This is a genomic window from Ruminococcus sp. (assembly GCF_017549005.1).
GTDB lineage: Bacteria > Bacillota > Clostridia > Oscillospirales > Ruminococcaceae > Ruminococcus.
Genome location: NZ_JAFYYT010000007.1, coordinates 123231 through 145391 on the forward strand (window position 1 = coordinate 123231; position 22161 = coordinate 145391).

20 protein-coding genes are annotated in these 22161 nt (G+C 47.3%); all 20 read right to left on the reverse strand.

All coding sequences use genetic code 11. From position 1 onward, the window contains the following. Positions 1-92: 92 nt before the first annotated feature. The 20 genes from gpmI to dxs all read right to left on the reverse strand — a co-directional run bounded on the left by gpmI (position 93) and on the right by dxs (position 22110). On the reverse strand, positions 93-1613 hold the full coding sequence (gene gpmI / locus IKW96_RS03385) for a 2,3-bisphosphoglycerate-independent phosphoglycerate mutase (RefSeq protein WP_296570269.1): 1521 nt from the start codon (positions 1611-1613) through the stop codon (positions 93-95). A gap of 2 nt (positions 1614-1615) precedes the next feature. Continuing rightward, the gene (locus tag IKW96_RS03390; RefSeq protein WP_296570271.1) at positions 1616-2023 is read right to left on the reverse strand and encodes a hypothetical protein; all 408 of its coding nucleotides are present in this window, start codon (positions 2021-2023) and stop codon (positions 1616-1618) included. Between the two features lie 53 nt (positions 2024-2076). After that, positions 2077-2853, reverse strand: a complete 777-nt coding sequence (gene tpiA / locus IKW96_RS03395) for a triose-phosphate isomerase (protein WP_294751062.1) — start codon at positions 2851-2853, stop codon at positions 2077-2079. Positions 2854-2871: 18 nt separating this feature from the next. Then, positions 2872-3096: a hypothetical protein gene (locus IKW96_RS03400; protein ID WP_296570273.1), complete on the reverse strand. Its 225-nt coding sequence runs from the start codon at positions 3094-3096 to the stop codon at positions 2872-2874. Between the two features lie 62 nt (positions 3097-3158). Next, entirely contained in the window at positions 3159-4379 is a 1221-nt protein-coding gene (gene pgk, locus IKW96_RS03405; RefSeq protein WP_296570275.1) for a phosphoglycerate kinase, read from the reverse strand. Between the two features lie 177 nt (positions 4380-4556). Continuing rightward, positions 4557-5318, reverse strand: a complete 762-nt coding sequence (locus IKW96_RS03410) for an alpha/beta fold hydrolase (protein ID WP_296570277.1) — start codon at positions 5316-5318, stop codon at positions 4557-4559. A 134-nt stretch (positions 5319-5452) separates the two neighbouring features. Next, a complete protein-coding gene (locus IKW96_RS03415; protein ID WP_296570278.1) occupies positions 5453-6670 on the reverse strand; it encodes a sodium ion-translocating decarboxylase subunit beta in 1218 nt (405 codons plus the stop codon). A gap of 13 nt (positions 6671-6683) precedes the next feature. Further along, positions 6684-7088 carry a biotin/lipoyl-containing protein gene (locus IKW96_RS03420; RefSeq protein ID WP_296570280.1) on the reverse strand — a complete coding sequence of 135 codons (405 nt, stop codon included), beginning with the start codon at positions 7086-7088 and terminating at the stop codon, positions 6684-6686. Positions 7089-7090: 2 nt separating this feature from the next. After that, positions 7091-7483, reverse strand: coding sequence for an OadG family transporter subunit (locus IKW96_RS03425; protein ID WP_296570281.1), 393 nt, complete (start codon positions 7481-7483; stop codon positions 7091-7093). 12 nt (positions 7484-7495) lie between these two features. Beyond that, the gene (locus IKW96_RS03430; protein ID WP_296570282.1) at positions 7496-8893 is read right to left on the reverse strand and encodes a pyruvate carboxylase subunit B; all 1398 of its coding nucleotides are present in this window, start codon (positions 8891-8893) and stop codon (positions 7496-7498) included. Positions 8894-9122: 229 nt separating this feature from the next. Further along, positions 9123-11693 (reverse strand): translation factor GTPase family protein, encoded by a 2571-nt coding sequence (locus IKW96_RS03435; protein WP_296570283.1) that lies wholly within the window; start codon positions 11691-11693, stop codon positions 9123-9125. A 56-nt stretch (positions 11694-11749) separates the two neighbouring features. Further along, a complete protein-coding gene (locus IKW96_RS03440; protein ID WP_296570284.1) occupies positions 11750-13381 on the reverse strand; it encodes a penicillin-binding protein 2 in 1632 nt (543 codons plus the stop codon). Between the two features lie 100 nt (positions 13382-13481). Continuing rightward, positions 13482-13916 (reverse strand): D-aminoacyl-tRNA deacylase, encoded by a 435-nt coding sequence (gene dtd, locus IKW96_RS03445; RefSeq protein WP_296570286.1) that lies wholly within the window; start codon positions 13914-13916, stop codon positions 13482-13484. A 6-nt stretch (positions 13917-13922) separates the two neighbouring features. Beyond that, positions 13923-15893 carry a beta-galactosidase gene (locus IKW96_RS03450; protein ID WP_296570288.1) on the reverse strand — a complete coding sequence of 657 codons (1971 nt, stop codon included), beginning with the start codon at positions 15891-15893 and terminating at the stop codon, positions 13923-13925. 14 nt (positions 15894-15907) lie between these two features. Continuing rightward, entirely contained in the window at positions 15908-16447 is a 540-nt protein-coding gene (locus IKW96_RS03455) for a histidine phosphatase family protein (RefSeq protein ID WP_296570290.1), read from the reverse strand. A 13-nt stretch (positions 16448-16460) separates the two neighbouring features. After that, entirely contained in the window at positions 16461-18122 is a 1662-nt protein-coding gene (gene recN / locus IKW96_RS03460; RefSeq protein ID WP_296570292.1) for a DNA repair protein RecN, read from the reverse strand. 9 nt (positions 18123-18131) lie between these two features. Continuing rightward, a complete protein-coding gene (gene argR, locus IKW96_RS03465; protein WP_296570294.1) occupies positions 18132-18575 on the reverse strand; it encodes an arginine repressor in 444 nt (147 codons plus the stop codon). Between the two features lie 16 nt (positions 18576-18591). Next, entirely contained in the window at positions 18592-19446 is an 855-nt protein-coding gene (locus IKW96_RS03470; protein WP_296570296.1) for an NAD(+)/NADH kinase, read from the reverse strand. Positions 19447-19457: 11 nt separating this feature from the next. After that, positions 19458-20243, reverse strand: a complete 786-nt coding sequence (locus IKW96_RS03475) for a TlyA family RNA methyltransferase (protein WP_296570299.1) — start codon at positions 20241-20243, stop codon at positions 19458-19460. Continuing rightward, positions 20230-22110, reverse strand: a complete 1881-nt coding sequence (dxs, locus tag IKW96_RS03480) for a 1-deoxy-D-xylulose-5-phosphate synthase (protein ID WP_296570301.1) — start codon at positions 22108-22110, stop codon at positions 20230-20232. Before dxs ends, IKW96_RS03475 begins: the two co-directional genes overlap by 14 nt. Positions 22111-22161 lie beyond the last annotated feature (51 nt).

The window sequence follows — 22161 nt, forward strand, 5'->3', positions numbered from 1 at the left end:
CTTTAATCATTATAGCATATTCTGTTAGTATTTGCAACCATTGAAGTTAACCTTATGTAACAGAAAAGCGGATCAGCTGATCCGCTTTTTTATTATTTCTTCAGCAAGCTCTTTCCTGTCATTTCAGCAGGCTGTGGAACTCCCATTATATCAAGCATTGTAGGTGCAAGATCTGCAAGTACGCCGCCTTCGATAAGCTCTCCCTCAACGCCTACGGCAATAAGCGGAACCGGATTCGTTGTATGAGCTGTGAACGGGCTTCCGTCGGGCTCCATCATCTTGTCGGCATTACCATGATCGGCTGTGATAAGAGCTGCACCGCCCTTTGCAAGAATCTTTTCTACCATGCGTCCAACGCAGGTATCTGTTGCTTCAACAGCCTTTACAGCTGCGTCGAAAATACCAGTATGACCTACCATGTCGCAGTTTGCATAGTTGAGTATGATAACATCATACTTATCAGAATCGATAGCCTCGCATACAGCGTCGCAAACCTCATATGCGCTCATTTCAGGCTTGAGGTCAAATGTAGGAACATCAGGCGACTTTATAAGTATCCTGTCCTCGCCCTCGAACTGCTTCTCCTCGCCGCCGTTGAAGAAGAAAGTAACATGAGCGTACTTCTGTGTTTCTGCGATACGAAGCTGTGTCTTGCCGAGCTTTGAAAGATACTCGCCCATTGTCATTGTAAGCTGCTCCGGAGGATATGCAACTGTTACATTTGGCATTGTTGCGTCATACTGAGCCATGCACACAAAGTTTACAGGGAAGAAGCCATTTCTTCTCTCAAATCCGCTGAAATCGGGATCAACAAAAGAACGTGTGATCTGTCTTGCTCTGTCAGGACGGAAATTGAAGAATATAACGCTGTCGTCAGCCTTTATCTGAGCTCCGCCGTCAATAACGGTAGGAAGCATGAACTCGTCAGTAACTTCATTAGCGTATGAGTTCTTTATAGCCTGAACAGGATCGGACTCCTTAACACCCTCGCCGTAAACGAGTGCAGCATAAGCCTTTTCTACCCTGTCCCAAGCATTGTCTCTGTCCATAGCGTAGAAACGGCCTGAAATGGTAGCAACCCTGCCGAGACCGATCTTTTTGAGCTCTGCAACCGCCTCTTCCATATACTCAGCAGCCGATGAAGGCGGAACGTCTCTTCCGTCAAGGAATGCATGGATATATACCTTGTCGAGACCGTTCTTCTTAGCCATTTCAACGATACCATACATATGCTCCATATGGCTGTGAACGCCGCCAGGCGAAAGAAGTCCCATAAGGTGAAGAGCGCTGCCCTTTTCTTTGCAGTTGTTCATAGCGCCGAGAATAGCTTTGTTATTGAAAAATGTTCCGTCCTTGATATCCTTGGATATCTTAACGAGCATCTGATAAACAATGCGTCCCGCACCGATATTTGTGTGACCTACTTCTGAGTTTCCCATCTGTCCGTCAGGCAGACCTACATCAAGTCCGCTGGCACCGATGATAGTATTGGGGCACTCAGCCATGTATTTGTCAATGTTAGGCTTCTTTGCGGCAGCTATAGCGTTGCCGTATGTATCGGGATTGTAACCGAAGCCGTCCATGATAATAAGTGCTACAGGTTTTTTTGACATATTTATCCTCCTATAAAACTTTTTAAATACCAATCGCTTTTATCAACATAATAATTTATGCCGTTTTTTTCACACCAGTCAATGATCTTCTTCAAGGAGTATTTATCCTCGAATATACGATAATCCGTAAGATTCTGTCCGCCGTCATCGACAGTTCCCCAGAACCAGTTCAGAAATTCCTTTTCATCTGTTATACTTTCAAAAAACTGTGCCGGCTTTTTACCGAATGTCTTAGTATATGCTTTTTCGGCTTCGTTTTTTTCAGTGAACGGAAACGGTATGGGATCTTCTATAAACTCGGCCTCATCACTGTCCTTATCAACGATAAGGTAAGTATATGGATCAAACCAAAACTGTTCAGACTCAGCTCGGACAAGTTTAAAAACTTCATAATCTATTTTCAGTATCATATCATAATGCGAAGTTAAAATAGGGGCGGATAAAATCCGCCCTTCAGTTTATCTTAGCCGTTTACAGCAGCCTGAACGATCACGTTGAAGTCTTCAGCCTTGAGTGAAGCTCCGCCGATGAGACCTCCGTCGATGTTGGGCTTTGCAAGAAGCTCTGCTGCATTCTTAGCATTCATAGAACCGCCGTACTGGATAGTAACAGCATCAGCTGTAGCCTTGTCAAAGAGCTTTGCAAGCTGTGCACGGATAAATCCGCAAACCTCTTCTGCCTGATCGGGAGTAGCTGTAAGACCTGTACCGATAGCCCATACAGGCTCGTAAGCGATAACTACGTTCTTTACCTGCTCTGCTGTGAGTGACCAGAGGTCAAGCTTGATCTGACGAGCGATAACTTCCTCTGTGATGTTGCACTCGCGCTCCCACTTGAGCTCACCAACGCAAACGATAGGCTTGAGACCTGCCTCGAGAGCTGCAATAGTTCTCTTGTTTACAGTCTCGTCTGTCTCGCCGAAGTACTGTCTTCTCTCGCTGTGACCGATAACAACGTACTCAACACCGAGCTCTGTGAGCATATCAGCAGAAATTTCGCCTGTGAAAGCGCCGCTCTTTTCAAAGTGAACGTTCTCAGCACCAATCTTTACGTTGCTGCCAGCTGTTGTATTGATAGCTGTCTCGAGGTTTGTGAAAGGAACACAAGCAATTACCTCGATCTTGCCCTCTGCATTAGCTACGAGAGGCTTGATAGCCTCGAGAAGAGCCTTAGCTTCGGGACGTGTCTTGTTCATTTTCCAGTTTCCGGCAATAATAGCCTTTCTTAATGACTTGTTCATTGTATTTGACTCCTTTTATCAGAATTTAATTTCGTCGTCATCGTAATACGGGAGCATACGCGCTTCCTTTTCGTAAGTCTGGTTGCCGTTGTTGCAGCCTATCTTTACGCCTTTCTTTATGGGAGAAAGAAGAAAACCAACGATGACGCCGGCGAGAAAGCTGCAAACAGCAAACAGCCATATTGCAGTATTGCTGCTCTTGATCTCCTCGGTAAATTTACAGTTACAATCACATTTTTTCATAATGGTTTCCTCATTTATTGCAATTAGGGCGAATATCTCTATCCGCCCTATTATTGATATGATTACTTTTCAGCGATAGCTGCAACGCCCGGGAGTACCTTACCCTCGAGGTATTCGAGTGAAGCGCCGCCGCCTGTTGAGATGTGGCTCATCTTGTCTGCGAAGCCGAGCTGGATAGCAGCTGTTGCAGAGTCACCGCCGCCGATGATAGTTGTTGCGTCAGCCTGTGCAAGAGCCTCACATACAGCAACTGTACCCTTCTTGAGTGTGGGGTTCTCAAATACGCCCATAGGTCCGTTCCAAACAACAGTCTTTGCAGACTTTGCAGCTTCTGCGAAGATAGCAGCTGTCTTGGGGCCGATATCGAGACCCATCTTGTCAGCAGGGATCTTGTCAGCGTCAACATAGTCTACTGAGATCTCTGCGTCGATCGGATCAGGGAATGAACCTGCGATAGCTGTATCAACAGGAAGAAGGATCTTCTTGCCGAGCTTCTCAGCCTTTGAGAGCATTTCCTTACAGTAATCGAGCTTTTCTTCGTCAACGAGTGACTTACCGATAGAACCGCCCTGTGCCTTTATGAATGTATAAGCCATACCGCCGCCGATGATAAGTGTATCGCACTTCTCAAGGAGGTTGGAGATAACGTTGAGCTTGTCAGCTACCTTAGCGCCGCCGAGGATAGCAACAAAAGGTCTCTCAGGAACCTCTACTGCATTTCCGAGATACTGAATCTCCTTCTGCATGAGGTAACCTACAGCAGTTTCCTTAACGAACTTTGTAACGCCTGCTGTTGAAGCATGTGCTCTGTGAGCAGAACCGAAAGCGTCCATAACGAATACTTCGCCGTCGATAAGATCAGCAAGCTCCTTTGAGAACTGCTCGCCGTTCTTTGTCTCCTCGTCGCCGCGGAAACGAGTATTCTCGAGAACAACGATCTCGCCGTCGTTCATTGCAGCAACTGCCTTCTTTGCATTTTCGCCTACAACAGTATCGTCAGCAGCAAAAGTAACCTTTGTATTAACAAGCTCGCCAAGTCTCTTAGCTGCGGGAGCAAGTGAGAACTTAGCCTCGGGACCGTTCTTCGGCTTGCCGAGATGTGAGCAGAGAACTACCTTTGCGCCGTTCTCAACGAGCTTATTGATAGTGGGAAGAGCTGCCTGGATTCTGTTATCGTTTGTGATAACGCCGTCCTTCATAGGAACGTTGAAATCAACTCTGACGAGAACCTTTCTTCCCTTAACGTTAATGTCTTCTACTGTAACCTTGTTTAATCCTGCCATGGGTATGACATCCTTTCGTTATAATAAATTACATAATTTGATGTTGTTATAATATTAACAACGTACATTTCTATTTTACACTATTTCAAGATATTTTGCAAGCATTTCCTCAATATTTTTCATCTTAAACATGAAAACTTTTTGTTACGGAGCATAATATATCAAAAATGCCCTGTTCTACGAAAAGAAATCCATGCTGAGGTCATAAAAGCTGTCGGAGTTGGTAATGACAGCAGGGTGATCTCCGTTTTCAAAGAGGTACATTCTGCCGTTTGGTATCTGTTCAAGCATATCACCGTATACTTTTTCGTAATAATTATCGGAAATGCTGTACATGAAACTGTCTTTCCTGCTGCCAGTAAGCAATATCTCAGCTTTAAGCCCGCAAAGCGGTCTGTGGAAAAAGCTGACTATCTCGTTTCCGTGCCTTATGACCGCCGATGTATCATTGACAACAATCTGCTCCCAGTCATCTCCGTGCATATAGGCGTAGAAGCCTCTTGCGCCTTCATCATTCATGGCTTTTTCCCTGTCTGAAAACAGATTGTCATTAAATCTTCTGTCAGCCTTTTCTCCCTCAAAGCTGTCGGCAATGACCTTTTCAACGAGCCCGGGAGCTTCCAAAGCCACATTTAACGCAACGAGCGCTCCGCCGCTGCTGCCAATTATGTTAACTTTTTCATAGTGTTTGTATCTCAGGAAAGCTATGACCTGCTGTGCTTCAAAAAACCAAAGATCAGCAGGAAATTCACTGAGTCTGTCAGAGTTCCCGTGTCCGAGAAAATCTATCAGTATTACCCTGAAGTATGGAACATATCTTTTTGATATCTCGCCGTACATTTTTGATGAAGCCGTATTTCCGTGCAGAAAAAGCAAGGGCTTTCCGCTGCCGAACTCCTCGTAATATATATTTTTGCCCTCAAACGTAAAAAAGCTCATGTCACAACCTCCTTATTTGCATTTCTGAAATGATTATACATAATATGATGCACCATGTCAGCAAAAAAGTCATAGAATTCTGATATTTCACAAAATTCCATGACTTTATATAATTTATAAACTACAGTGAATCATCACTTGAATACTGCAAGCAGGAATCCTGCTGCGATAGCTGAACCGATAACGCCTGCAACGTTCGGTCCCATAGCGTGCATGAGAAGGAAGTTTGAAGGATTTGCCTTCTGACCTTCCATCTGTGATACACGGGCTGCCATAGGTACGGCTGAAACGCCTGCGGAACCGATAAGAGGATTGATCTTGCCGCCTGAAAGCTTATACATGATCTTTCCGACAAGAAGTCCGCCCACTGTTGAGAAGCAGAATGCTGTAAGTCCAAGAACGATTATCTTGATAGTCTCAAGCGAGAGGAAACGCTCGGCAGCTGTTGTTGCACCGACTGAGATTCCGAGGAATACAGTTACTATGTTCATAAGAGCATTCTGTACTGTATCTGAAAGTCTCTCCGTAACTCCGCACTCTCTCCAGAGGTTGCCGAGCATAAGGCAGCCAACGAGAGGAGCTGTTGACGGGAGAAGAAGTATAACGAACATTGCAACGATTACAGGGAAAATGATCTTCTCTGTCTTTGATACAACACGGGTCTGCTCCATTTTGACTTCTCTTTCCTTCTTTGTTGTGAGAAGCTTCATGAGCGGGGGCTGTATCATAGGGATAAGCGCCATATAGGAATAAGCTGCGATAGCGATAGGTCCGAGAAGATGAGGAGCAAGTCTTGTTGTAAGGAAGATAGCTGTAGGACCGTCGGCACCGCCGATGATTCCGATGGAAGCTGCTTCATTACCAGTAAATCCAAGGCAAACAGCTCCGAAGAATGCAAGGAATACGCCCATCTGAGCGGCAGCTCCGAGGAGAAGGCTCTTCGGGTTTGAAATAAGCGGACCGAAATCTGTCATAGCTCCGACGCCCATAAATATGAGTGACGGGTAGATACCTGCCTTTACGCCGATGTAAAGGATATCGAGAAGTCCGCCGTTACGCATGATCGCGCCATAGCTGTGATAATCAGGGTGATCGTGATCGAGGAAGTTGTCCCACAGATCAAGGTGATAAAGAGCATCGGTAGAATCTGCACCGAAATACGAAAGGTTTACGAGCAGACAACCGAATGCGATACCTACGAGAAGAAGCGGTTCAAACTTCTTCTTTATTCCGAGGTAAAGAAGAACGCATGATATGAATATCATGATAAGATTCTTCCAGCCCCCGTCAACGAAAAAGCTTTGGAAACCCGAATCGGTCCACAAAGTTTTCAGGGTCTCAAGAATATCCATCTATGTGCCCTCCTTATGCTATAACAACAAGAGGAGTGCCAGTATCTACAACTGAACCCTTGCTTGTAACGACCTGAGCAACTGTACCGTCCTTAGGAGCTACGATCTCGTTCTCCATCTTCATAGCTTCGAGGATAACGAGTATCTGTCCTGCCTTTACTGTGTCGCCCTGTGCAACGTCAACTCTGATAATATTGCCTGGCATAGGAGCTGTAACAGTCTCGCCTGCTGCAAGGTTTACGGGAGCAGCCGGTGCAGGTGCAGGAGCAGCTGCGGCAGCAGGAGCAGCGACAGCAGCCGGTGCAGCGGCAGCGGCCGGTGCGGGAGCAAGTGCCTCATATTCATCGAGAAGAACAGCCTTTCCCTGCTCTACCTCTACTTCGTATGTCTTACCGTTAAGTGTAACTTTATACTTCATGATTATTTGACCTCCTTAATGGAAATAAAGTGCAGCTCATTGAGCGGCTTCTGCATTTTATCGGCAACTATAGCCATTATCATAGCAGCTTCCTTATCAGGAACGTCAAAGAGCTTAACATGACCTGCTGAACCTGGTGCCAGCGGAGCTTCTGCCTTTGTCTCAGGCTGTGCAGGAGCTTCCTTCTGTGCTGCTGCTTTAGCTGCATCTGCGGCAGCCTTAGCCTTTGCATCCTTCGACTTGAAGTATGCACCTGTGCAGTAGAGCAGTATCATAAGGATAACAAGTCCCGCAAATACTACAGCATATCCAAAAATAGCTGTAACAGCAGCATCTCCGATAGACATTTCTTTTACGTTTTCAGCAGCGGCAGAAAGAATCGCATTATCAAACATTTTTCTTCCTCCTTACATAGCCTCGATAGTATAAACTGCTTCGTTCTCTTCCTTGGCTTTACGATCCTTGAGGAACTTTATTGTCTGATCGGGATAGCAGATGTAGCTCATTACATCTTCCTCGCTGCGGCAGAGATCGCCGAGAGCTTCTCTTGCAGCTGTGAACTCCTCGCCTGTGCGCTTCTGATCCTCGATACGGCAGTCAACAGCCTCGCCGTCGCCGAGTACCTTTTCAACGAGCTCCTGTGCGATAGGTGCGGGAGGATTACCGTACTCACCCTTTATGTAGTTCTTTATCTCCTTTGAGATGTTCTTGTATCTCTCACCGACAAGTACGTTTGTTACAGCCTGATTTCCGACCATCTGCGAAAGAGGTGTAACAAGCGGAGGATAGCCCATATCAGCTCTTACCTTCGGGATCTCGGCAAGTGCGTCGTCGAACTTATCCATTGCGTGCATATCTGTAAGGTTTGCGATCATGTTTGAGAGCATACCGCCCGGAACCTTATATACGAGAGCCTGAGCGTCAGTAGCAAGACTCTTCGGATTGAGCTGTCCGTTGTCGATGTACTTCTGCTTGATTGGCTTGAAGTAATCGTTGACCTTATTGATGATCTCCTCATTGAGACCGCTGTCGATGCCATACTGGCTGAGAGCGTAGTACATTGTCTCTGTTGAAGGCTGTGAAGTACCGCCTGAGAAACAGGATGTAGCACAGTCGATAACGTCGATACCCGACTCGATAGCCTTTGTAAGAGTCATGTAAGCCATGCCTGTCGTGCAGTGAGTATGGAGAATGAGAGTCATATCACCGATAGCGTCCTTGATTCCCTTGATGAGGTGCTCAGCCTCGTATGGAGACATTGTACCTGCCATATCCTTGAGGCAGATAGTGTCAAAGCCCATTGTCTTGAGCTCCTTGCACATCTCGATGTACTTCTCTACTGTATGTACAGGGCTCTGTGTGTAAGAGATACAGCCGGAAGCTATAGTCTTTTCTGTAGCGTACTTCTTTGTAGCGTTGAGAGCTGTCTCAATATTTCTGAAGTCATTGAGAGCGTCGAAAATACGGATAACGTCGATACCGTTCTTTATCGAGAGCTCTACGAACTTCTCAACCACGTCGTCATGATAGTGCTTATAGCCCAGGAGGTTCTGACCTCTGAGAAGCATCTGGAGTCTGGTATTGGGAAGATTCTTTCTGAGATTGCGAAGTCTCTCCCACGGATCTTCGCCAAGATAACGCAGGCATGAATCGAATGTAGCTCCGCCCCAGCACTCGATAGAATAGTAACCTGCCTTGTCCATATCGGAGAGGATACCCTCATAGTCCGCATATGGAAGACGTGTAGCCATCAGCGACTGATTGGCATCACGTAAAACGGTTTCTGTCAGTTGCACTTTTTTCATGTACAAGCCTCCTCAAAATATAAATCTGCATAGCAGAAAAAATATACATTGTTTCCCGAAAAGGGAACAAGGATCATTGCATTCCTGCAAAAAATCCAATCAAAGACAATTATATCATATTGAATCAGAAATTTCCAGTATTTTTCTAAATTTTATATTTATTTTTTATATTAAACAAATTACTGTAAAGATAAAACAAAAAGACCTGCGTTATGCAAGTCTTTTATTGCTATTTCATAGAGCCAATATACTCTTTTATTGCGTTTTCGGCTGCAAGCCACCTTTTCCTGAACTCGGAAGCCGATATCCTCATTGCTCCGTTTCCGAGAATGATCATCTGCTCGACGCCGTCGGAGGTGGCAACACGAACCCTGTGATTTTTTGACAGGGTATGTGTTACTCTTTCTATGTACGTATCCGCAGTTTCCGACTCCTTAGTGTATACAATACTGATATTGCAGTACTTTTCCACGTCTCTGTGCCTGCCCTTGACCTTATATGCGTCAAAAACGAGTATGAGCTCACAGCCTGCGTAGCCCTGATAGTTGCACATTCTGTGTATTAGCTCTCCCCTTGCGGCGTCAAGGTTTTCTTCCGCAGTCTTTTTGAGGTCGTCCCATGAAAAAATGATATTGTAGCCGTCAACGAGAAGATAATCAGGTCCCTCATATTTCGGGAGCCGAATATTTTTGTCCTCAATATTCACAGCCTTAGTCTTTTTGAATGCACGGTTTGGCTCGCGGTCTATTTTACCGTATGTCATCTCGAAGATCGCCATGAGTTCTTCATCGCTTACGGCTTTTTCGATATATTTCGCTACTTTGAGCGACTTCTCCTCGGCGGTTTCCCCGTCATCATCGGTATCGGAGGCAAGCGGAAGGTGCATATGCTCATATACATCGTTCCACCTGACATTGTAGCCTGCCCCGTGGGAGCAGAATATGGAATCTGCGCTGTTTTCGATATCTCCGTCGCAGTCGTAGCCTGTCTCGGCTATGACTTTTTCAGCATTATGGCATTCCCTGTAGCCGCACATATTCAGTGATAGCCTTCCCCTGCCGCGTGTGTATGCGATGACGTCCTTCTGGTAGCTGTTGAGCTCTGAAACAGGTGCTGTTCCACTTATCACTGACATTTCACCGGCAGTTTCGGGACTTCCGAACTCTGCCGACATATACTGCAGATCTGCAAGCGCCCGACCAACGTTTTCAGTCGGAATTTCCAGCTCATATTCGTAATAGGGCTCAAGAAGCACAGACTCTGCATTTCTGAGTCCCTGCCTTACAGCACGATAGGTAGCCTGTCTGAAATCTCCGCCCTCAGTATGCTTCAGATGAGCCTTTCCTGCAACGAGGGTAAGCTTCATATCGGTGATCGGCGAGCCTGTAAGCACGCCGATATGCGTTTTCTCGCTCAAATGGGTGAGAATAAGCCTCTGCCAGTTCCTGTCAAGCTTGTCCTCGGAGCATACCGTATCATAGACCAGTCCGCTGCCTGTGGGGAGAGGCTCAAGAAGTATATGAGCTTCTGCATAATGACGCAGGGGCTCATAGTGTCCCACACCCTCAACGGGAAAGCGAATTGTCTCCTTATAAGCAACGGCTCCGTCGCAGAACTCCACATTATAGCCGAATTTCTCGGATATCTCCCTTGTAAGGACTTCAAGCTGAACAGCTCCCATGAGCTGGATATGTATCTCTCGGTTCTGCTCGTTCCATACAATATGGAGCTGAGGATCCTCGTCCTCAAGACGTCGCATATCTCTTAGAGCGTCATAGATGTTCTTTTCGGCAGGTATAATTACACGGTAAGTCATTACAGGCTCTATATAAGCTCTTTCGGAATTCCTGATACTTCCTATTCCCTGACCTGCAAAGGTGTCAGCAAGACCTGTCACAGCGCACACCTCTCCGGCATATGCCGTTTCTGCATTTCTGAACTTTTCTCCGGTGTAGAACCTTATCGAGCTTATCTTTTCGCTTTTTTCATTTCCATCCGTGTCTGTATATGTGATCTCGTCGCGCATATTGAGCTGTCCGCCCATTATTTTCATGTGAGTAAGACGTGTTCCCTTTGCGTCGTAGGATATCTTATACACCTTTGCGCCGAAATCCTCGCCGCGCTGAGGTTCGGCAGTATATTCGCGCAGAACGGAGATGAACCCGTCGATACCCTCTGTTTTAAGCGCGGAGCCGAAAAAGCACGGGAATACTTCTCTGTTTCTTATGGCTTTTGCGATATCATCCGGGCTTACCGACTCGTCGGCAAGGTATTTTTCCATGAGAGCCTCCGAGCATGAAGCCGAGCTTTCGGCAATATCATTGGAGGTTCCTGAAAAATCAACGCAGTTCGGGGATAATCTGCCCTGAAGCTTACTGATAAGAGCACTTTTGTCAGCTCCTATAAGGTCCATTTTATTTACGAAAATGAAAACAGGGACTTCATATTTCTGCAAAAGCTTCCATAAGGTATGGGTATGGCTCTGAACTCCGTCTGTACCGCTGATTACAAGTATTGCATAATCAAGGACACGCATTGTTCGCTCGGTCTCAGATGAAAAATCAACGTGTCCTGGAGTATCGAGCAAGGTAAAGCGCACATCATCGACAGTAAACTCTGCCTGAGACGAAAAAATGGTGATACCCCTTTCTCGCTCGATAGAGTTGGTATCAAGCGCCGAATTTCCGTTGTCAACTCTTCCGAGCTTACGAATAACGCCTGTTTTATATAAAATAGCCTCGGCAAGAGTGGTCTTTCCCGAATCAACGTGTGCAGTTATGCCGATAGTTATGTTTTTCATGCCTTTTCACCTCGCTCGCAAGTTAGATATATTGTAGCATAAATTTTGATTTTTGTCTATATGCGCTCGGAAGTTTCGTTATTTTTCACCTTTTTGCCGAGTTCCGTTATCTTTTCGGCTATCTCTCTGAAAACGGGAGCTGCTGCGTCATTTCCGTATCCGCCGTTCTCAATAAGGACAGTAACCGCGTATTTCGGCTCTTTGGCAGGGAAAAAACCTGTTATCCACGCATGGCAGAGCTCCTCATCGTCATCGTTATAATGTCCCGTCTGAGCCGTGGAGGTCTTTGCTCCTACACTGACTTTGCGGCTTTTAGCTTTTGAACGCTTGTTTTCCCTGACTGCAAGAACCATCATGTCGCTTATCTTTTCCGCAGTTTTTTCGCTCATTACCTCCGATATCTGAGGTCTTTTCTCTACTACGGGCTTTTCACCGTCGGGAGTCAGACCTTTTATCAGTCTTAGTATCGGCATTTTTCCTTTGTTCGCTATGGCGCAGGTCAGCTGCGTTATCTGCAGCGGAGTTGCCGTGAGCTTTCCCTGTCCGAATGAAAAGTTCGCCAGCTCGGCAGGCACAGACAGCTCCTTTTCAGTAGGAAGGACTCCTCCCGAGCCTATAATCCCCGAGCAAAGATGAGCCTCCCTGCCGAAACCGAGATATGTCGCCATACGCCTGTATTCCTTAATATCAAGACTCCTTGCAAGGTCTATGAAATAGGTGTTGCAAGAATTTGTCATTGCCCCCGCCATGTCCTGCAAACCGTGTCCGTCAAGCTTGTGGCAGTTGAAGTTCCTTCCCTCAACATCAATATTTCCGCTGCAGTCATACATATGCTTTCCAAGTCCCTGTTCGAGTGCCGCGGAAGCTGTCACAAGCTTGAAAACAGAACCGACACTGTAAGAATATAGGGCACGGTTAATAAGTGGACTTCTTTCGTCTTTCAGCGCTGCTTCAATGTTTTCCGGGTCATAATCGGGGAAACTCGCCATTGCAAGTATATCGCCGTTTGTTATGTCAGCGCATACTATGGCTCCCGTATCTATCCCACTTCCGCATTTTTCGCATATATCCTGTATCTCCCCGTCTACCGTCAGGACAACTCCGCTTTTGTAAGCGTTTGTCCGCAGGACCTCCTTGCTGCCGCCCGTTAATATGCGCCCGAATCCGTCAGTAGTGTAGGAAACACTGTTGACCGGGAAATTGCTCCTTAGTATCGAATCATAGGAGTATTCAATGCCGTCAGCTCCCCTGCCCTCGGACAGATAACCGATAATATGCTGCGCTTTCTGAGTACGTGAGTAACGAACAGGCACTTCAAAGACCGTAAGTCCATCGGATTCAAGGGTTTTATCGCTGCATCTGAACACAAATGGCTTCCCGTTTTCAAATTCCTTGTAAAAACTCTCCTTATCAATGGCATATTCCGCTGTTTTGTCACAGTCCAGCAGAGCAGGAACAGCAACGGCTCTCAGCTCCTTTTCCGAGTTTATTATAGGTTTAAGGTCGTGGTCATAGATCGTTCCCTGTGTTTTTCCCACTTCTATTGTAAAAGTATGCTCAAGCTGCGCTGCCGAAACATTTTTCTGCTGCCACGCTATGCTGTAATACCTGAAAATAAGTATGACAAATGCCGTGAAAAACAGCGCCGTGAGTATAATAACGCCGTTTTCTCCGCGCTTCCGTACCATATAATCACCTCAAAGGAAGTTTTGACGGTATTTCAGCTTTTATGCATATTCCCGGAACGGCATAAAAAACAGGTCCGTGAATCCACACGGACCTGCAGTTTTATTCAAGTATAAGTGTAAACGGACCGTCATTGAGGAGCTCCACCTTCATATCCGCGCCGAAAGAGCCTGTTTCTACGCGTTTTCCCTTACTGCGGAGATAATCCACAAAGTACTCGTAAAGCTCGTTGGCTTTCTCAGGCTTTGCAGCCTGTATGAAATTCGGACGGTTACCCTTGCGGCAATCCGCATACAGTGTGAACTGCGGAACTACAAGGAGCGAGCCGTCAACAGCTTCCAGGTCGAGATTTATCTTGTCATTTTCGTCTGAAAAGATCCTCAGTCCTGCTATCTTATCCGCAAGTCTGCGGCATTCCTCCTCTGTATCCTCATGTCCCACTCCGAAAAGGAGAAGAAAGCCTTTTCCTATACTTCCCACGACTTCTCCGTCCACTTTCACGCTGGCGGAAGTCACACGCTGCAAAACTATCCTCATTTATACCTACTTTCTGACAATTTCCATGTCAAACGGCTTTAAAGTGAACTTTTCCCTGTCGCCGCCGTCTATTATGCTGTACATAGCCTTCGGGAGCTCAATCTCCGCGTCCTTGCCCGAATTATTGAAGAAGAAAACATAATCGTCAAGTCCGTTTGTACGGGTAGTTACCTCAACGCCCTTCGGAAGATCTTTAAGGCGCGGTATGCCTGTCTGCTTCATAATGTTTCCCGCAAAGCTCTCATAGAACTCCTTATCGCAGACCGTTCCAACATAGTAAGCAACTCCGCTGCAATAGCGGTTCATGCTGACCGCAGGGCTGCCGCTGTAGAAGCTGTCCTTGTATTCGGCATAGGCACGGGCTGTGTTGAGCTCCAGTATATCGCACCACTGACTGCATTTGAATTTGTTTCCTGCAAAATCTGTAATAGTCTGCTCATGATCGCCTATCGGGTCGTACTCCTTTACCTCTGCTCCGATCATCTCCCTGTAGACCGTGGGGAGCGGCTCAGGGATACAGTTGTTGAACTGATCCTTAACTCCGCTTCGTGCAGTCATAACCACAGTTCCGCCCTTTATGACATAGCGGTAGATGTTTTCAGCTGCATTTTTCTCGTAAATATACATGGCAGGAGCAATTACAGCCTTGTACTTGGTAAGGTCGGCTGAAGGCTGTATAACGTCAACATTTACTCCGTAGCGAGTGAACGCGGAATGGAAAGCTCTCAGCTGACCGATATAGTCAAAGCCCTCGGTCTGAGGCTGTATGCCGAAAGCTCGCTGCGAATCGGGCGAATAGAGTACAGCCACCTCCGAAACGAGTTCGGTAGTCTCTATAACGCTGAGCTTCTGAGCTGTATGGCACAGGTCGGCAAACTCAATGAATCTCCGCGACGGAACATTGCTGTGGTCAATAAGTCCGTGCCAGAACATCTCTGCGCCCTTATTGGCAGTCCGCCAGCGGAAGAACATTACGGTATCAGCTCCATGAGCCATAGCCTGCATAGCGAAGCCCTTTATCTGCCCCGGTCTCGGAGTCGGAGACATATATGTCCAGCTTCCTGTTGCGCCGCTGAGCTGCTCCATGATCCAGAAATTCTTCTGCTTGACGCCGCGTATCATATCCAGCTCAAAGGCATGGGATACCTGCTTTTCGCCGCTATCCGACAGAACTACAGGCGGATAATTATCATATGAAGCAAAATCAAGGCAGTCAAAAAGTCTGTAAAAATCAGGCTGATCTGCACTGAAACAGATATTTGTGGTCACTTTGGCTCTCGGATTTTCGCGCTTTATGATCTGAGCCATATCATTTACGAATTTAGCCGCGGAATCCGAGGCAAATCTGCCGAATTCAAGGCATAGTGCAGGGTTCTGCCAGTTTTTTGGATAGGCAGTCGGCGGCTTGATCTGTGAAATATCGCTGTACTCGCCGCTCCAGACACTGTTTCCGAAAGCTGCATTGATGTTTTCAAGGCTGTCATGCTTATCCAGGAGCCAGTCCCTGAATTGTCCGCGGCAGACCTCGCAGGTACAAGGATAGGCTTCTATCTCATTGTCTATCTGCCAGGCGGCGATAGCGGGATTGTTGGCATAACGCCTTGCCATTGCCTCTGTTATGCGCTTTGCATAATAAAGGAACATGGGCGCATTTATACACCTGTGCCCTCTTATGCCTGTCTGTATGCGCTCTCCGTCGGGACCGCAGCGTATAATATCGGGATAGGTCTCATACATCCATTGCGGAGGACAGTTCGTGGGAGTACATAAAACTATTCCGATCGCATGACGCGTAAAGCAGTTTATCGCTTCGTCGAGCCACTGGAAATTGAACTGCCCGTCCTGGGGTTCGAGGCGCGACCATGCGAAATCCCCCAGCCTGACAAGCTTAACTCCTGTTTTCGCCATAAGATCTGAATCTGCCTGCCACATTGATCTGTCCCATTGTTCGGGATAATAGTCAACGCCTATTTTCATGTCATCCCCTCCTGTCAGTCGGTATTATATTCTATAAGTCCGCAGTTATCAATGAACCAGCCTGAAAACTGTTCAGTTGTCATATCGTTGAAATAAGTTTCTATAACACGGCAAACTCCGCCGTGACACACTATAAGAACATTTTTATCGTGATACTTTTCGATAATGTCATCAAGAGCCGAGTAAACTCTGTGGGCCAGCTGAAGCAGTGATTCACCGCTTTTCCCCATTTTTACGCCGAAATTCACCTTATTGTCGGCAAAACCTTCAGCTGTACGCGGCTTTCCCTCAAATTCGCCGTAGTCCCACTCGCGGAGCCTATCATCGGTGATAATGCTGATCCTGCACTTTCTCGCCACAGTTTCGGCAGTCTGAATCGCACGTTTCATGGGCGATACTATCATTATGTCGATATCTCCCATAGCAGCCGCTTTTTCGGCAAGCTCCTCCGCCTGCATCTCCCCCGTGCTGTCCAGCGGGATATCCGTCGTACCAAGGATTATTTCCTGTTTGTTGTATGCTGTCTGACCATGTCTGGTCATGTATATCTTCAAATCAGTGCCTCCATTACAGTCCGGCTGCCTTTTGGATCTCCGCACGTGCGTTGTCGAGCATGAGCTCACTCGGGGCGTCGCCTCCCATGATACGCGCTATCTCGGAAACTCTTCCGTCCATATCAAGCTGCATAACGTGAGTTTCTGTGCGGTCGTCAACTATCTGTTTCTCGATAAGCAGATGATTGTCAGCCATAACAGCTATCTGCGAAAGGTGGGTAACACATATTACCTGACGAACTTTTCCTATCTCACGGAGCTTTATACCTATTTTCTGAGCGGCTTTTCCGCTTACTCCCGTATCGATCTCGTCGAATATCATCGTTGGGATAGAGTCCTTGTCCGCGATAACGCTTTTTAGCGCAAGCATTATCCTTGAAAGCTCGCCGCCCGAAGCTATTTTTGATATGGGTCTTGGCTCCTCGCCTTTGTTTGCGGAAATAAGAAATTCCGCAGAATCCATGCCGTTTACGGTCAGCTTTCCCTTTTCGTGGCGCACTTCTATTATTACGCCTTCCATATTGAGAAATTCAAGCTCTGCGGTAACGCGCTCCGTAAAGCGCTCCGCCACCTTTTCACGGTATTCGTAAAGAGCCTTCGCCTGCTCGGTGACCTTATGGAGCAGCTCTTCGCGCTTTGCCGTGAGCTCCTTTATCTCGCTGTCCGAGCTTTCAAACTGTATTATCTCGCGGCAGGCGTCGTCGTAGAGCTTTATCAGCTCATTACAGTCCGCCGCATACTTTCGTTTTAACTTGTTGATACTGCTGAGACGGGTGCCTAGGTACTCAAGACGCTGACCGTCCAGCTCCACCTTTTCAGCAAGAGCTTCAAGCTCCGAAGCTATGTCCGAAAGCTCTATCTCAGCCGCAGAAAGGCGCTCGTAAAGGGTATTGAGCTGCTTGTCCTGTTCGGTATAGCCTGATATCTCGGTCTCCGCCGATACAATCATATCATTGGCAGCTTCTTCGCCCGTAATGGCGTTAACTGCATTTTTTATTGCAATTATGGTCTTTTCTGAGTTTCTGGCAGCCTCATACTCCTTTTCAAGCTCCTCGTCCTCGCCCTCGCGGAGCTCAAGCTCCCCGATATCGTCGATTATGCCGTTAAGGTAAATACTTCTCTCAACACGGGACTGCTCCAGCTTCTTGAGCTCTCCGAGCCTGCGCGCAGTCTGCTGCAGTTCGCGGAAAGTAACTCTGTATTCGTTAAGAAGTGTATTGTCACCGCCGAAATCATCAAGTATCTGCAAGTGCCTGTCGCTGTCAAGAAGTATCTGATTATCATGCTGTCCGTGGATATTTATGAGCATCCCGCCTATTTCTTTGAGAAGTGAAACCGGCGCTGTCCTCTGATTGATACGCGAAACACTGCCGCCGTCTGCGCTTATCTCACGTGTAACCGTAATCTCTCCGCCGTCGTGGGATATTCCAAGTTCATCGAGCTTTTCGCACACTTCATCGGAAAGCTCCGTGAACAGGGCAGTTATCTCTGCCTTATCACAGCCTGTACGGACTATGTCTTTCGTGCAGCGCTGACCGAGAACGGCATTTATGCCGTTTATAAGAATGGATTTTCCTGCGCCTGTTTCGCCTGTGAAAATATTAAGCTTTTCATTCAGCGGAATGACCGCTTCTCTGATAACAGCAAGGTTGCGGATGTATATTTCTTTTAACATTCTGAGCTGTTACCTCCTCGGAAAAAGCTCGCTGCGAAATTTCTTTGAGAGCTTCTTTGCGTCTGCTTCACTGCGGACAAGTATGAATATCGTATCATCGCCTGCTATAGTTCCGACAATGCCCTCATGCTCAACAGAGTCAATGGCAGCGCAGGTTCCCTGCGCCATGCCTGCACGGCATTTGAGGACTATTGTGTTCATTGCATAGTCAACAGAGACTACCGCCTCTTCAAACAGTGACTTCTCGGCTACTGCCGCCGCAGGCAGAGAGTAACGGTAAATTCCGTGCTCGTCCCTCTGTTTTACAAGTGAGAGCTGCTGTATATCACGGGAAAGCGTAGCCTGCGTGGTCTTTATGCCCTTTTCAGCAAGCAGTCTGATAAGGAGCTCCTGCGTGGCAACAGGCTGCTCCGTGATTATTTCGAGTATTGCTTCATGTCTGCGATTTTTCATTATCGGACCGCTCTCCTTACTTTATGGGCTTGCACATCTTCTTGCAAAGGGACTCATGGAAAGAATTGCCGATGATATCTATGAAGTTGATATCGTTCTTTCCGCGGCATATCTCTATACTGTCGCCCTTTCTCAGACTTATGAAATGCTCTCCGTCAACATTTATCACCATGCTGTCATCACGTACTGTCGTATCCTCAAGTCGAAGCTTTCTTCCCGGAGAAAAGAGCGTTGCCCTTGAAAACAGGGAATGTGGGCATATCAGCGTCATTTCAATACATTCAAGGTCAGGCTCGATAACAGGGCCTCCTGCCGACAGGGCGTATGCCGTGGAACCCGATGGAGTACTGAAAAGAACTCCGTCCGCTCTGTATCTGCCGACAAGGTAATCGTCGGAATATACCTCGAAATCACATATGCGGAAGCTGCCAGAGCGCGCGGATACTTCATTGAGCACTGTAGCCGTTATATCACCGTCCTCGCTGTGATATACCACATCAAGGGTCATGCGCTGAGATATGTCGAACTCTCCCGTAGTCAGAAGACTGAGCTTGTCGAGCTGGTCGGCTTCAAGACCTGCCATAAAGCCGAGAGTTCCCGTATTTATGCCGAGAAGCTTTGTATCGCTGCCGATGAGAAGCTTCGCACAGCGCAGGATAGTTCCGTCGCCGCCTATTGCAAGCACAACGTCAGCAGTTTTTGCCGACTCCTTGATATCCTCGAACCTGATATGAGGCTTATCCGAAAAATCATTCCTGAATATCTCGCTTACCGAGACCTCTATACCGCATTCCGCAAGCACATCGCAGGCCTCGCGGGCGCAGCTGAGCGCATTGGGCTTCTGAAAATTAGGGTACAATGCTGCCTTCATAAACGCACTCCTTAAAGTTTACTGAATGAGCTGTCTATAAGCTCCTTAAAATCGTGTACTGCAGGTTCTCCCACTGTTTTGCGCAGCTTGACGAGGTATTCTATGTTGCCGCTGCCGCCGCGCACAGGAGAATATGTATATTTTTCCGTCATAAAGCCTATTGACCGTGCAAAGCTGTCGATCTCCGAAAGAACGCGCAGATGCACTTTTCTGTCCTTAACTATGCCGTGCTTGCCGATATCGCTCCTGCCTGCCTCGAACTGCGGCTTGATGAGCACTGCTGCGGCTGCTCCGTCCGCAAGGAGCTCATATACCTTGGGAAGTATCTTCGTAAGGGATATGAACGAAACATCTACAGATATGAAATCCGCATTTCCGCCTATGTCCACGGAATCGAGCTCGCGTATGTCAGTTCCTTCCATATTGATGACTCTTGCGTCCCTCCTGAGCTTTTCCGCAAGCTGTCCGTGTCCGACATCAACAGCGTAGACCTTTGCAGCTCCGCGCTGTAGCATAAAATCGGTAAAGCCGCCTGTTGAAGCTCCTATGTCAAGGCAGGTCATGCCGCTGAATTCAAGTCCGAATACTTCCGCCGCCTTTTCAAGCTTCAGAGCGCCTCTGCCCACATATGCGTCATTCTCACAGGAAACTATCTCGTCGTCCAACGTTACCTCGTCTGAGGGTTTCTTTGACGTTTTTCCGTTGACGGAAACGCTTCCCGAACGTATCATTTCCTTTGCACGTTCGCGGCTCCTTGCAAGTCCCCTTGAAACGAGCTCTATGTCAAGCCTCGGCATCGTTTTGTCTCCTGTTTCTGATGTATGAGACCATTTTTCCGCTTGTAAGTCCCAGTTTTTCAAGACATGACTTCACGGAAGCCTGCTTTACAAAACCGTCGGCTGTCACTCTGCTGTAATCGCCGCAGTAACCGAGTTCGGAGAGCATATCCCCGACTTTTTCGGAAATACTTCCCTCGCCCATTGACTCCTCGAAGAATACTACTCTCTTATACTGAACTATCTTGCTGCCAAGCTCTCCGTCAAGAGGATGTATCCTTGTGAGCTTGAGTATATCGCAGCTTATATCCTCCTTCAGCAGCTTTTTCTGCGCCTTGAAGGCTTCATTATAGAGCCTGCCGTATGTGATGATAAGAGTTTCGCTGCCGCATACCTGTTTGAAAAGCCAGTCCTCGGTGATGTCCGACTGGTCAAATTCGACTTTTTCAGCACCGCGGGGATAACGCACCGCAGCAAGTCCTTTATCTTCGTATATCGCCTTTCTCATGCACATTTTCAGTTCCATGTAGCATGAGGGCGAATAAACCACAGTATTCGGTATGGAAGTAAGCATGGGAACATCAAGAAGTCCCTGATGAGTTTCGCCGTCCTCACCGACTATGCCTGCACGGTCAACTCCGAGAACTACATGAAGCTTTCCGATAGCAACGTCATGTATGAGCTGGTCGTATGAGCGCTGCAGGAATGTGGAATATACCGCAAAAACAGGTATCATTCCCATAGAAGCAAGTCCTCCCGCGAATGTGACGGCGTGCTGCTCGGCGATACCGACATCGAAAAATCTGTCGGGATACTTGAAATGGAAGAACTGAAGTCCCGTACCGTACTTCATAGCGGCAGTTATGGCACAGAGCTTATCGTTTTTGTCGGCAAGCTTTACAAGCTCCCTGCCAAAAACAGTGGAATAGCTGTCGGCGGCCGCTACCTCGGGATTTCCAGTAGCTATGTCAAACTTAGAGATACCGTGGTATTCGCCTGGATTCTCCTCAGCAGGGCGATATCCCTTTCCCTTTACGGTCTTGACGTGTATGAAAACAGGCTGATGATAGGACTTCGCCATATGAATTACCTCTTCGAGCTCCGAAAGGCTGTGGCCGTTAACGGGGCCGAGGTAAATAAAGCCCATATCCTCAAACATCGTACTCTGCTCGAGAATGTTGGATTTTACAGAATCCTTTACGTTTTTGATACCCTTTGCCACACTTGTTCCCACAAGAGGTATCTTGCCGAGACCTCTCTCAACAGCACGCTTGGTATTGAGGTACTTCTCCGTATTTCTCAGGGAAGTAAGATATTTAGAGAGCGAACCAACGCTCTTGGAAATAGACATATTATTATCGTTAAGGATAACTATAAGATTGCTTCTCCTGTCTCTTCCGCAGTTATTTATAGCTTCGTAGAACATACCGCCCGTCATTGCTCCGTCGCCGATGACAGCCACCGCATAGTTGTCCTTGCCCTGGAGCTTCATAGCTTCGGCAATGCCGCAGGCTACTGAAACAGAGGTGCTGCTGTGACCGCTTATGAACGTGTCATGCGGCGATTCCTCGGGCTTGGGGAAACCAGATATTCCGTTTTCCTGACGCAGCGTGGAAAACTTGTCAAGTCTGCCCGTGAGTATCTTATGGGTATAGGACTGATGTCCCACGTCCCATACTATCTTGTCCTCGGGAGAGTTGAAATTACGGTGCAGAGCCATTGTGAGCTCCACAGCGCCGAGATTTGACGCAAGATGTCCGCCTGTCTTTGAAACAGTCGAGATAAGAATATTGCGTATCTCCTTGCAGAGTGCGGAACACTGAGTGAGAGAAAGCTTTTTCAGGTCCTGCGGGAGCTGAAGCTCCTCAAGCCTGACCTTTTCATTCATACTTGTATTTTCCTTCATTTTTTACGAATGCGGAGTATCGTCCGCAGCTCC

What these genes read in the sequence shown, in the direction of transcription:
- IKW96_RS03420 (WP_296570280.1), bottom strand. Translation starts at nt 7,088, where the DNA reads ATGAAGTATAAAGTTACACTTAACGGTAAGACATACGAAGTAGAGGTA.
- IKW96_RS03425 (WP_296570281.1), bottom strand. Translation starts at nt 7,483, where the DNA reads ATGTTTGATAATGCGATTCTTTCTGCCGCTGCTGAAAACGTAAAAGAA.
- gpmI (WP_296570269.1), bottom strand. Translation starts at nt 1,613, where the DNA reads ATGTCAAAAAAACCTGTAGCACTTATTATCATGGACGGCTTCGGTTAC.
- IKW96_RS03475 (WP_296570299.1), bottom strand. Translation starts at nt 20,243, where the DNA reads ATGCCGAGGCTTGACATAGAGCTCGTTTCAAGGGGACTTGCAAGGAGC.
- IKW96_RS03470 (WP_296570296.1), bottom strand. Translation starts at nt 19,446, where the DNA reads ATGAAGGCAGCATTGTACCCTAATTTTCAGAAGCCCAATGCGCTCAGC.
- IKW96_RS03400 (WP_296570273.1), bottom strand. Translation starts at nt 3,096, where the DNA reads ATGAAAAAATGTGATTGTAACTGTAAATTTACCGAGGAGATCAAGAGC.
- IKW96_RS03440 (WP_296570284.1), bottom strand. Translation starts at nt 13,381, where the DNA reads ATGGTACGGAAGCGCGGAGAAAACGGCGTTATTATACTCACGGCGCTG.
- IKW96_RS03390 (WP_296570271.1), bottom strand. Translation starts at nt 2,023, where the DNA reads ATGATACTGAAAATAGATTATGAAGTTTTTAAACTTGTCCGAGCTGAG.
- IKW96_RS03410 (WP_296570277.1), bottom strand. Translation starts at nt 5,318, where the DNA reads ATGAGCTTTTTTACGTTTGAGGGCAAAAATATATATTACGAGGAGTTC.
- tpiA (WP_294751062.1), bottom strand. Translation starts at nt 2,853, where the DNA reads ATGAACAAGTCATTAAGAAAGGCTATTATTGCCGGAAACTGGAAAATG.
- recN (WP_296570292.1), bottom strand. Translation starts at nt 18,122, where the DNA reads ATGTTAAAAGAAATATACATCCGCAACCTTGCTGTTATCAGAGAAGCG.
- dtd (WP_296570286.1), bottom strand. Translation starts at nt 13,916, where the DNA reads ATGAGGATAGTTTTGCAGCGTGTGACTTCCGCCAGCGTGAAAGTGGAC.
- IKW96_RS03435 (WP_296570283.1), bottom strand. Translation starts at nt 11,693, where the DNA reads ATGAAAAACATAACTATCGGCATAACTGCACACGTTGATTCGGGAAAG.
- pgk (WP_296570275.1), bottom strand. Translation starts at nt 4,379, where the DNA reads ATGGCAGGATTAAACAAGGTTACAGTAGAAGACATTAACGTTAAGGGA.
- dxs (WP_296570301.1), bottom strand. Translation starts at nt 22,110, where the DNA reads ATGAATGAAAAGGTCAGGCTTGAGGAGCTTCAGCTCCCGCAGGACCTG.
- argR (WP_296570294.1), bottom strand. Translation starts at nt 18,575, where the DNA reads ATGAAAAATCGCAGACATGAAGCAATACTCGAAATAATCACGGAGCAG.
- IKW96_RS03415 (WP_296570278.1), bottom strand. Translation starts at nt 6,670, where the DNA reads ATGGATATTCTTGAGACCCTGAAAACTTTGTGGACCGATTCGGGTTTC.
- IKW96_RS03450 (WP_296570288.1), bottom strand. Translation starts at nt 15,893, where the DNA reads ATGAAAATAGGCGTTGACTATTATCCCGAACAATGGGACAGATCAATG.
- IKW96_RS03430 (WP_296570282.1), bottom strand. Translation starts at nt 8,893, where the DNA reads ATGAAAAAAGTGCAACTGACAGAAACCGTTTTACGTGATGCCAATCAG.